This is a genomic window from Robertmurraya korlensis NBRC 107688 (assembly GCF_001591645.1).
GTDB lineage: Bacteria > Bacillota > Bacilli > Bacillales > Cytobacillaceae > Robertmurraya_A.
In genome coordinates, this window is sequence record NZ_BCVH01000041.1 from 1 (window position 1) to 10,240 (window position 10,240).

Below are 10,240 nucleotides of genomic sequence, written 5' to 3' on the forward strand. Positions count from 1 at the left end.
GATCATATTTTTACTCAGCCACCAATTTTTGTAATTGAGTGGCTAGTGAGCTATTAGTCTTTTTGCTTCAGAAGCCCAAATTTATCCTTACGAGATAAATCCAACCATAGTAGCAAGCGTTAACCTCTAAAATAACACTATAAAATACTGAGAATACTGGAGAAAACGTGAGTTTTCACTTTGTTTATTGAGGGAGTTTAGCACAATAAGAAATCCTTTAATCCAAATAATAAAAAACATATAATAATGTTAATATATGAATTTTTATGTATTCCGAAAGGAGAAGGGCTTATGCTTTTGTTTTGTGAGTCGGAAATACTAAATGACTATTTACTCGATTTAAACGAAGTTAATTATTCTAATCCAATTATAAAAAAGAAAGCAGATGAACTTTTTAATCCATCTCAAACGGAAATTGAAAAAGCTAAAATAGCTTTTGAATTTGTTCGTGATGAAATTTCTCATTCTTGGGATATTCAATCGAAGCGAGTTACTTGTAATGCTTCAGACGTATTAGACTTTAAAGAGGGAATATGCTATGCAAAGTCACACCTATTAGCGGCTTTATTGCGTTCACAGGGAATACCAACAGGTTTCTGTTACCAAAGATTGATGTTATTTGATACTCCAGATAAAGGGTATTGTATTCACGCTTTAAATGCTATCTTTATTAAATCACTTAATAAATGGATTAGGCTAGATGCTCGTGGCAATAAAGATGGAGTTGATGCCCAATTTTCAATTGAAGAAGAAAAATTAGCTTTTCCTATTAATGAAAAACTTGATGAAAAGGATTATCCAGTTATCTATGCTAAGCCTCATCCTAAAATTGTGGCTGTTTTAGAAGAAAATAAAGATACATTAGAAATGTATAAACATCACTTGCCAGAGAGTTTGTAGTTGTTTCACTAACGGGGGCGTTTATTAAATAGCGTACTTTCTTCAATGTTGCTACAAGTGAGTATTAATCATATAAGAATTAATACTCTTATTTTTTATCAAGAAGGTTTATTTTTAAGAGTACTAAAACAGACTATTATGGATATTGCATATAAGGTGGTAACGATGAAAAGGAACCCACAAGTACAATGGTCAAAAAAAAAAGGAACAGTTTAGTACTAGAAATGGACCTTGAACTATTCGTATAATACCAATTAACGCTACTTGTTGATTTAACTTTAAACGTCTCAACCCTTTGGTATCATTGGGTTGAGACGTTTTTTACTATGTGTAAATGCTACGCAAAACTTCTATTAACACTAATCGGCCTTTATAAAAATCCATATTCAACAAACGGACAGGTAAGAAATGAACTTTAGACAAAAACTCCGCAACAAACTACTTTTTTGATAAGGTTGAAAGGAATGTATTAAGTAAGCTAATACGATAAAGTACAAAAAATATATTGTTTATAAAAGACGGAAATTAATAATTTATTCAATGAATTTAACATTCTAACGAAATAAATATGGGGGCTTTCTTGTTGACAATTCTAAAAATTTTGCATATCTTATATTTAATGTAATAATCGAAAATGGTTATGTTTTCCTTTTTAAAAAATTAGGGCCTTTAGCATTTTTTCAATATTTAATATTGACTGGATGAAAAAGTATCCTAATACACAAAAGGAAGAGTAACTTATCAAGGGACTAAATTAAAGTTATAGAGATAATTCCTTTAGAGGAAGTTAAAACATACAGTAATAACCTATAAAGAGGTAGTTCTTCAAAAAGCTTCGTTTGAAGGTAGTTGAAGTAAAACCGACAATTTTCAAGATTCAATGATTTTAACTCATCATTGAAGTTTTGAAGTTGTCGGTTTTTTTTGAGTAAATACAAATTTATTCAGTAGATCGTAATGAAGAAAATCAAATGTGTGGCTTTTTAGAAAGATATATGACCTTTCTAAGAATAATTCTTAGGTGTTAACGCCGTTTAGAAGGGAGTCTGTTTTATGTTAGTTTCTTTGAGTTCATCAACATTGTTATCATTATTTTTTATTATGCTTGTTATTTCCGGAATTAGTGGACTATTGTTTTTACATCCACGAGTACCCTTGAGTTTTGTTCGGATTCATATTGGTATCGTGACTTTAGCGCCTTTGGTTTCCTTATTCGCGCTTGTTAATACCAGTGTTATTGGAAATGTTGGTGCTTGGTACCTGGATTCCTTAGCTTGGTTAATGGCTTTCTTTGTACTTGCGATTGGTTTAATCATTCAGCGTTTTTCTGTTCGTTATTTAATGGGAGATGGTTCTTATCGGAAATATTTTACGCTTTTTACTTTTACTACAGGTGCTGCTTCAATTACATGGTTAAGTGCTGATTACCGTTTAATGGTCATTTCTTGGGGTACCACTCTCGTCGGGTTAACCTTACTTATAAGGTTAAACCGTGGATGGAAAGTAGCCAGTGAAGCATCAAAGGTATCTGGTCGCTTATTTACATTAAGTTGGTTTTCATTATTATTCGCGGTGATTTGGCTTTTTCAAGTCACAGGTCAATGGCAGTTCTCATTAGCTCTAACAAATGAGAATGTAACTCAACTTGGAACATGGGAGAGAGCAGGGATAAATTTATTAATTGTATTAGCGGTGATAATTCCTGCAGCTCAGTGGCCTTTCCAAAGGTGGTTAATTGAATCTGTTGTTGCTCCGACTCCTGTTTCTGCGATTATGCATGCAGGGTTAGTAAATGCAGGTGGGATTATCTTAACTCGATTTTCACCTATTTTTAATGGTGGTATAGCTTCGATTGTGTTACTTATTCTTGCCAGTATTTCTGTATTGATTGGATCTGGAATTAGTTTAGTCCAGGTTGACTATAAACGTCAGTTAGTCGGTTCTACGATTGGGCAAATGGGGTTTATGCTCATTCAGTGTGCATTAGGTGCGTATATAGCAGCCATTATTCATCTTATTTTACATGGTTTGTTCAAAGCTACGCTGTTTTTACAGGCAGGTTCGGCAGTACGTCGTATCGAAGGATCGACTCGCGTTAATGAAAGGTCATCCTATTTCTGGATCATGGCTGGTCGGATTTTAGGCATAGTTGTAGGGTGTGCTTTTTGGCTTATGGCTCCTAGCGAGGGCTATCAATTGATTAGTTCTCTAATCTTAGGGTGGTCATTCTCCGTTTCTTGGACACAGCTGGTCGCTTTTGGAGAGGGGAGAATTGGACGAATGGCTGGCTTAACCTTTTTAGGAGGAACTGCCATCGTTTATTTTATCATTCATAACCTCTTTTATGAGTGGTTGAATACAACCGTTTTTCAGAGTGCTCAACCTCCAATGTCAGTTGTCATCCTTGTCGTATGTCTCTTACTATTTGGTAGTGCCATAGGTACGTGGGTTTCTCGTAATCGTTCTTCTGTTTCCTTCGCAGTACTCTATCTTTGGTTAGTACGATTAGGCGAGGCAAAACCAAAGTCAGTAGAGAGTCATCCAAACTACCTTAAACAATAGTTTTCATAAGGAGGTAATAATGATGGGTGTAACATCCGTATTAACGAAAGAAAATGTAAAAAAGATAGATACAAATATTGATTTTCAAAAACGAGATTTTAACGTTTTAATTGAATCTGCTAGCCAAGTGATTGCACCACTTTGGCCTATTTCTACTTTTGCAGCACGTAATCCGTGGATGGGACTTGAAAGGCAATCTTTTGACCAGGTTGCAAGTTGGTTAAAAAATACTCGTGATGTTGATATCTACCCTAGTGTTTCTATGATCCTTTCGGCAATGAATCAAGGTGATATTGATGAAGCTTATGTGAAAATGGGTTTACATCGTTGGCTTGATTCACATTCCTTTAATATCCCACGGGACGTGGCAGAGCGATTTTGTCAGGCTGCACTAAAGTTAACTTCATTACCTACTAACCTTTTATCATCTCTTAAGTTGGAAAAATTGGTTAAGGAAGTTAGTGGATTGAATACGGATAGGATTGAGAACTCTTCAATGCAACCAATCAGTTCGCATATAGAGAATCAAGATGGGGAAAGGTTACTCCATATTCTCGATTATCATGTCATCAAATGGTGTAAGTTATATCTTGATGAATCACAGGCAGGTTGGACAATGCCAAATCGTGAGGATGGTTTCTATCGTGCGTGGCACCGTCTCATACAATATGATCCGGCACTAAGTAAAAAACAGCGTAATAGATTAAAAGATTGGCCACAAGAGGCACATATGGCCTTAAAAAAAGCGTTATTTGAACTAGAAATCCCAGAATCAGAAATACAGACATATCTTGAAGGGCATTTGCTATCCTTACCTGGGTGGGCAGGAATGATGCGTTGGCGCGCCCAACAATCGGGCCATGAACATCAACTCCTAACAGAATATTTAGCAGTTCGAGTTTCCATGGAGTGGGTGTTTATAAAACCATACTTACCTTTGACCAATCAACGACGTAATAAAAAAGTTTCTATTACTTCTCTTTTAGCCTCTTGGCTCCATTGGGGGGACCTTACAATCGAGGAATGGTCACAGATGTCTGCCGCTGAACAAAACGAATATTTATCATTTGCCTACCGTTTTGATGAGCAGCTTAGAAGAAAGATTTGGTTAGAAGCTTGGGAACAAACACACACGGATCGATTAAGTCATAAAATTTCCTCTAAACTACGTGTGACCTACGATAAAAAAACTGCATTAGCACAATTAGTTTTCTGCATTGATATACGATCAGAACCTTTTCGTCGTCAACTTGAAAAAGAAGGACCGTTTGAAACCATTGGAATGGCTGGATTCTTTGGCTTACCAATTGAAACGAGTGAACTCGGGAGTAACCACAGTCATTCCTCTTTGCCAGTTATACTAAAGCCTCAGCACAAAATAAAAGAGTCTGCAGATGAAAATGAACTCAAATCATATAAACAACGAAAGCAGGCGGCTAATTCCTTAAGCTCAACATTTAAAATGATGAAACAGAATGTACTTTCGAGCTTACTTTTACCTGAACTAAGTGGACCTTGGCTTAGTCTACAAATGGTTTCACGAAGTTTTGTGCCAAGAGGAACAAATTGTTTTATTCGTAACCTTCGCGAGACTTGGTTACGTAAGCCTCATACAACGCTCTCGCTTAATCATGCTCATAATAAAGAAGCGGAGATACATGTTGGTTTTTCTGAAAAAGAAAAATTGAAATATGCGCGCCAAGCTCTGAAAATGATGGGGTTAACAAAGAATTTTGCACCCTTAGTGGTAATATGCGGACATGGTAGTCAAAGCACCAACAATCCTTATGCTGCTGCTCTCGACTGTGGTGCCTGCGGTGGGGTGGCAGGTGGATTCAATGCAAGGGTACTAGCTACTTTATGCAACCTTCCAGCGGTAAGAGAAGATCTTTCTTCTGAAGGAATTGCAATCCCAGAGGACACAGTTTTTGTAGCCGCTGAGCATAAAACAACGGTAGATGAATTACATTGGATTTATGTTCCTGAACTTTCCGAAGCTGCACAAGAAGCATTTGATTGTATCGAAGCTATTATGCCGAATGTGAGCCAAAAGGCAAATGCAAAACGTTTAACCCAATTACCGAATATCCAAAAGAACATTAAAAATCCGAAGGCAGAGGTACAGAGATTTGCGGAAGATTGGAGTGAGATACGTCCAGAATGGGGATTAGCTCGTAATGCCACTTTTATTATCGGTCAACGTGAACTAACTCAGGATTGTGACTTGGAAGGTAGAGCATTCCTTCATAATTATGATTGGAATCAGGATGAAAGTGGTGATCTCCTAGCTAACATCATTGCAGGACCAGGAACGGTAACCCAATGGATTAATCTTCAATATTACGCTTCAACGGTAGCGCCTCATTATTATGGTAGTGGAAATAAAGCAACTCAAACCGTTACAGCAGGTATCGGTGTTATGCAGGGGAATGCAAGTGACTTGTTAGCCGGACTACCTTGGCAATCCGTTATGCAATCAGATGACGAGGCTTATCATTCTCCTCTTCGCTTGCTGATTGTCATCCAAGCACCTAGCAAATATGTAAAACGCTTATTAAATAATGATTCTGCATTTCGGGTAAAAGTTCAAAATGGATGGGTACGACTTGCTAGTGTTGATCCAGAAGGACACTGGGATAATTGGTAATGCTATTAATTATTTGATATTAAACAAATTATAAACATAAAGAAGGAGTGGACTATATGAACTTAGACAAAAATCAAAAAGCATTATTTCTAACGGACATTGAAAACAGATTGGACTCTATACTACAAGAAGTGACGAATATTCCAGCAGAAAACATGCTGACTATACAAAGCTATGATTCTATAATCTCACACCCTTATGGAGATATAATGAGGTCTGTTATCATTGCTATTTATCAGGAAAATGTTAAAGAGATCTTTGTTGTAGGAACAAAAGATAAGAAAACTGCAGGTAATGTACTAACTCAACTTGATTCAATAAAAGATAAAATCCAAACATTGGATTATCTTTTTGAAAATTGTATGCCTGAATTTTCAGGTGGTACGGTCGATGGTTGGCTAAATGGAAAAGAAAATGATAGTAACGATATCGTAAAGAGTGTTAATATCATTCGAAATCACCCATTAGTTCCATCACATGTTAGCGTTCGAGGTTTAATAATAAATAAGAATGATGGAAAATTCTCAATTGTGGAAGTTCCAACTGATAAAACAGTGTCAAACCTTACCTAATTATCAATTGTCATTTTGAATGGAAGCGGGAGTTAACTTCTATGTACACATACATGGGGTCAAGGCAGCTAATGTAAGGGAACCAGCAGGTAATTGGCCAACCTCTAAAAAATTCTTAAACGTTTCTATAAAAGTACGTTATAGGATCAATACCGACGGGTTAGGAACCTTTTTAGAAGAGATAGTGGGAGAGCCTTCCCCAATTAGAAACTCCACAAAAAGGAAAGAATGGGAAAGTAGGAACTGTGTCTCCCTTGGAATATATTAAGGCAGTTTGGACCGCATCGTTATCTTCATTGGGTTACAGAGAATTATGAAAATTTTTTAAGGAGTTCTGAAGATTGAGGAATAGATGTTATAGAGTTGAGGAAGGTGTTGAAATTAATTTTCAAGAAACAGTGAATTTAATGTTGAAGTTATGAAGGTTATGTTATAAGACATTATTTATTGATAGAAGAATAATATAGTTGGCTTTTTTCAACTAGAATAATCTGGGAGGCTTTTCGTTTGACGACAGCTATTCAACCTTTATAAGGATGAAAATCTTATAAAGACATAAAAATCATTAGGAATAGACCCATTTTTTGTTTGAAAGGAAATGTATTATAAATGAAATTATCTAAAGGTTTTTATGAATCTGAAATAAGTAAGGCAATTACTCAATGGGAAAAGGAATTTCTTGGACGTGGGTCTGTATCTGTTAAAACAGATATATTACGAGATATGATAATTGTTAATTTACAAGGTATATTAACACCAGCTGAATATACCGTTTGTGAAACAAAAGAGGGACTGTTAAGTATAAAGAAAACTCGTTCGGAGCTAGTTGAATCAGGTATAGAAGAACTCAAGAATATTATATTAACTATTACTCGGGTAAGAGTTAAAAGTTTCCATACTGATATAAGCTCTCGTACAGGTGAACGAGTGATGATATTTAAGTTGTTTTGTGATCTAGAGAAAATCTTCAATTAAAGAAATAAACGGTTGTCACCTTGAGAATTAACAATGCAATATCATAATGTCTGTGAGAACTATTCGTGCTATATTGGATTCGTGTTATAGATAGATTTAAGGGAAAATTATCCAGGTGAAATTGAAAATGGAAAGAGATCTATAATGAGTTAATGTAAAAAAAATCCCCTTACGAATGAGAGGGGGTAGATCGCATCTAACCTTTTAACACTACTTGGTGATTTAATCTAAACCGTCTCAACCCGTTGGTATCAAAGGGATGAGACGGTTTTTATTTTTTATGAAAGTACGTAAAACTTCTATTAACACTAATCGACCTCACCAAACATCCTTATTCAACAAAAGGGCAGCATTCCTGTAATGAAGAAATATGAGGTTTGAACATAAAAAAGCCCCTTGGTAAGCTAGGAGTGTCCAAAGCTTGGCAGAAGAATGGACACAAATATAAATACCAGGAGGCTATGGAAACGAATCAAAACCAAAATATAGAAACAATGACATTTCTTTAAAAGGGTTGTTATTTTGTTGTGAACTAAGAATCTGTACATATATTTTTGTTCAAGATTAACACTTAGTCGATGAAATAACATTATAGAAATCATAAGTGGAGCATTCTTTCTACTTAATACTCAGTAACTTTTGAATGATATTTCAAATTATATCTTCTAATGCTTTGCCCTAAGCTAATTACGACTTACAAAATGCAAAGCTAGAATGCTATTAATAGGATGGCCAGCCTTGAGAATCCCAATTCAAATCATTGATTAATAAAGTAGGCATCCCATTGTTTTCAGCATCATACGCATGTCGGACTATAATATTATTATTATATACATCTTGGTGACCAGGTCCTTTCCAACGGCTATTACCAGCATCTAAAATTGTCCCACCACCATTCATCATGCTTACCCCATTTTTATCAACATATGGTCCAGTGATATTCTTTGATCTACCATAGGCAATTTTGTAAGTACTATTCACACCTTGGCAACAACTATCAAATGATACAAATAAATAATAGTAACCGTCTTTATAGGTAATACTAGGAGCCTCTATGGCATTGTTTGGAGAGTTGGGCCTTGTTGCAATAGAATATACACTTCCTGTTGGCTTCATCGTATTTTTATCTAAACGTGTTAGTTTAATTCCACTCCAAAAAGAACCATAAGACAACCAAGGATTACCATCCTTATCAACGACAAGATCACCATCAATTGCATTAAAATTATCTGAGCTTGTGGAACGGACAACCAAACCATCATCCCTCCACTGACCAGAAGTTATACTATTTGTAGATAAAAGCCCAATAAGTGATGTATTTGAACGAAAACTAGAAACTGAATAGTAAAGCCAATATCTTCCATTATAATATTGAATATCGGGAGCCCACTGGTTTGTTTCATGATTTGGTACATATGTTTTCCACCAAGATGGAGCAGTAGGAAAAATGACAGGTGTTGTGTACCAGTTTGTTCCATTATCTGATCGTAAAACTCTAATTCCATTTTTTCCAGCTTCACCAGTCCCAAATACATACCAAGAGTTTCCCTCTTTAATAATTGAAGGATCATGAATCATTTTTTCCCCTGATACATTCCAGAATGCGGCACTTGCTGTTACTTGAGTGTTTAATAGACACAAGATTACAAATAACACAGAAAGTTTCATTTTCTTCATTAAACTAATCTCCTCCTATAAAAATTTAGATTTTGCTAATAAATTTACCACCTCATTAATGCACACTTTTATTTTAATAAAAAAGATATACGATATTAGAATGAACTTCCTTCTCCTAATAACGTATATCTTATGTATTAACTATGATGTATAAAAAGAGTTAGTTAATTTCCCATTTAGAGCTATAGATGGATTTGGACATTACTTTTCAATGGAAAAGCAAATTTTGAAAGAATGATTATAGAATCCAAAAAATGTAAACGTTTAAACTAATTTTTATCATATTATACTTGTTCGTACATGTCAATGCATTTATTTATATGTATGCACAAGTTTGTCGCTTAAAAGTAGTTATTGTATTAACGGAGCAGCATTTGTGGAAGAAGGAATCTTGAACACTTTATTGAAGACTGTTTTCATAAAGTTTATGTTTTTAGATACAAAATTATCTAATAATTAACTAATTGGATTTTCTATTATTTTCTTTCTTTAGTGGGATTGTGGGAAGCTACGCAATGAATACAAGAAATAACCCTCAATATTTTATATGCCCATAATTCGTCTTCCTATCTCAAGATATGCCTGTGTATTTTTACTTTAGGCACTAATTGTAATTGTTGTTTGATTATACAGCGAAGAAGAAAAATTTATTTCTATAAAAAAGTCGTCAATTGACGACTTTTCCCCTTTATAAATACTTCTTAAAACATTCAAATCACTTCACTACTCAGTTAAAGTCAATGTTACAGGATATCCCTCATATGAGAGCAAAAATAGAAGTTGAAATAGCAGCTTAATTCAGTAAGAACAGTAGAGTAGAAAAGAATTTTAGGTATATTAATCTCGGACATTTGAAGCACGGATTAGTCAGCAAAGCAACTAAACTTCGGGCAAGGACCCTGTGGGG

General features: G+C 35.1%; 6 protein-coding genes. 5 read left to right on the forward strand and 1 reads right to left on the reverse strand.

What is annotated here, in order from left to right; all coding sequences use genetic code 11:
- Window positions 1-291: 291 nt before the first annotated feature.
- The 5 genes from BKO01S_RS23230 to BKO01S_RS23250 all read left to right on the forward strand — a co-directional run bounded on the left by BKO01S_RS23230 (window position 292) and on the right by BKO01S_RS23250 (window position 7,656).
- Window positions 292-900 (forward strand): transglutaminase-like domain-containing protein, encoded by a 609-nt coding sequence (locus BKO01S_RS23230; protein WP_066060096.1) that lies wholly within the window; start codon window positions 292-294, stop codon window positions 898-900.
- Between the two features lie 1,053 nt (window positions 901-1,953).
- A complete protein-coding gene (locus BKO01S_RS23235; RefSeq protein WP_066060098.1) occupies window positions 1,954-3,462 on the forward strand; it encodes an NADH dehydrogenase subunit 5 in 1,509 nt (502 codons plus the stop codon).
- 22 nt (window positions 3,463-3,484) lie between these two features.
- Window positions 3,485-6,109, forward strand: a complete 2,625-nt coding sequence (locus tag BKO01S_RS23240; protein ID WP_066060099.1) for a DUF2309 domain-containing protein — start codon at window positions 3,485-3,487, stop codon at window positions 6,107-6,109.
- A 56-nt stretch (window positions 6,110-6,165) separates the two neighbouring features.
- On the forward strand, window positions 6,166-6,681 hold the full coding sequence (locus tag BKO01S_RS23245) for a carbonic anhydrase (protein WP_066060101.1): 516 nt from the start codon (window positions 6,166-6,168) through the stop codon (window positions 6,679-6,681).
- A gap of 609 nt (window positions 6,682-7,290) precedes the next feature.
- Window positions 7,291-7,656, forward strand: coding sequence for a Na-translocating system protein MpsC family protein (locus tag BKO01S_RS23250; protein WP_066060104.1), 366 nt, complete (start codon window positions 7,291-7,293; stop codon window positions 7,654-7,656).
- Between the two features lie 720 nt (window positions 7,657-8,376).
- Here BKO01S_RS23250 and abnA read toward each other — a convergent pair.
- Window positions 8,377-9,324 (reverse strand): arabinan endo-1,5-alpha-L-arabinosidase AbnA, encoded by a 948-nt coding sequence (abnA, locus tag BKO01S_RS23255; RefSeq protein WP_232311307.1) that lies wholly within the window; start codon window positions 9,322-9,324, stop codon window positions 8,377-8,379.
- Window positions 9,325-10,240 lie beyond the last annotated feature (916 nt).